The organism is Peptoniphilus indolicus ATCC 29427 (assembly GCF_000227315.1).
Classification (GTDB): domain Bacteria; phylum Bacillota; class Clostridia; order Tissierellales; family Peptoniphilaceae; genus Peptoniphilus; species Peptoniphilus indolicus.
The window spans coordinates 1-1,375 of sequence record NZ_JH165109.1 but is presented as its reverse complement, the minus strand read 5'-3'; the positions used below and the strand labels follow the sequence as shown (position 1 = coordinate 1,375).

1 protein-coding gene is annotated in these 1,375 nt (G+C 28.4%); it reads left to right on the top strand.

Translation table 11 applies throughout. The features are described from left to right. Positions 1–142: 142 nt before the first annotated feature. Positions 143–1,375 (top strand): InlB B-repeat-containing protein (locus HMPREF9129_RS10155; protein ID WP_040553248.1); only part of this gene is annotated, 1,233 nt, incomplete at its 3' end.

Sequence of the window (1,375 nt, the reverse complement as noted above, 5' to 3'; positions counted from 1 at the left end):
TGCATGTGATAAGATTATAAGTAAGATAAAAACAAAAAATTAAAGAAATATTTAAAAAATTTGTAGGAGGAACCGTGGATAATTTAAGAAAGTTTATAAAAACTAAAAACAAAATAGAGTATATAGATACTCAATTAGAAGATTGTCAATTGGTGTTGTATCATGTGTAGTAGGAGCATTTGTACTTTTTTCGCCGGTTAAATTTGGCAATGCGGAATTAAGTGGCGTTGTTTATGCGAGTGAAGTTGAGAATAAAAATAAAGCTGAAAAATTAAAAGAAGAATTAAATAAAAAAAGAGAAGCATTTGAAGAAGAGGTAGAGAGTTTAAGGTCAGCGTATTTAGGAGCAGATGCAAGTGTTAAAAGTAAATTCTTTAAAACAGTAGCTCAACTAACTTCTAAATTAGATGAAGTAGATAAAAAAATAAAAGCTCTTAATAATTATGATACAAGCGAAGAGCAATTAAACAGCCTAAAGATAGAGATAGAAAAAATTGATAAAGAAATAAACGATTTTAGTGTAGAATTTACAAAAGTGAGATTAGCTAAAAAAATTAATAATCTTGGATATTTAAGTGACAAAGAAAAAGAAGCATTTATAAGTGGAGTTAATACATCTACGACTATTAATTCTGTTAATATTGCTTTTGAGTTGGCAGTAGAAAAAGACAAAGCTAATGAAATTGAGTTAAAAGAAAAAGCTAAAAAAGAAATAGAAAAATTAAAAACAATAACAGATAAGTCAAAGAATTTAGCAAAGAAATTAATAGATAAAGCTAAAGATAAAGCAGAGGTAGAAAAAATAGTAGCTGAATCTAAGGGATTAGAAGATAGAAAGTTAAACGATCTAAAAGAAAAAGCTAAAAAAGAGATAGATGAATTAAAGGAAATAACAGATAAATCAAAGAATTTAGCAAAGAAATTAATAGATGGATCTAAAGACAAAGAAGAGATAGGTAAAATAGTAGATGAAGCTAAGAGATTAGAAGATAGAAAACAAAAAGAAAAACCGGGACAAACAAAATATACTTTAAATATCAAAGAAGTAGATAAAGATGGCAATGTAATCTCAATGTTAAAAACTGTTGAAGACTTGACGGTAGAAAAGTTAAATGAAGAAACAGAAAAATTTGTAGATGGAGCAGACTACAAAGATGAAACAGGTAATTACAAAGTAGTTGGAACCGTAGAAATGGACGGAACAACAGCAGTAGTAAAAGTAGTTGAAGTATTTACAGTAACATTTGACTCAAATGGTGGAAGTCAAGTTGCTCCGGTAGTAGTTAAGAAGGGCAAAGAAGCAGCAAAACCGGAAGATCCAACAAAAGAAGGATTTAAATTTGAAAGATGGGAATTAGAAGGAAAAGAATATAAC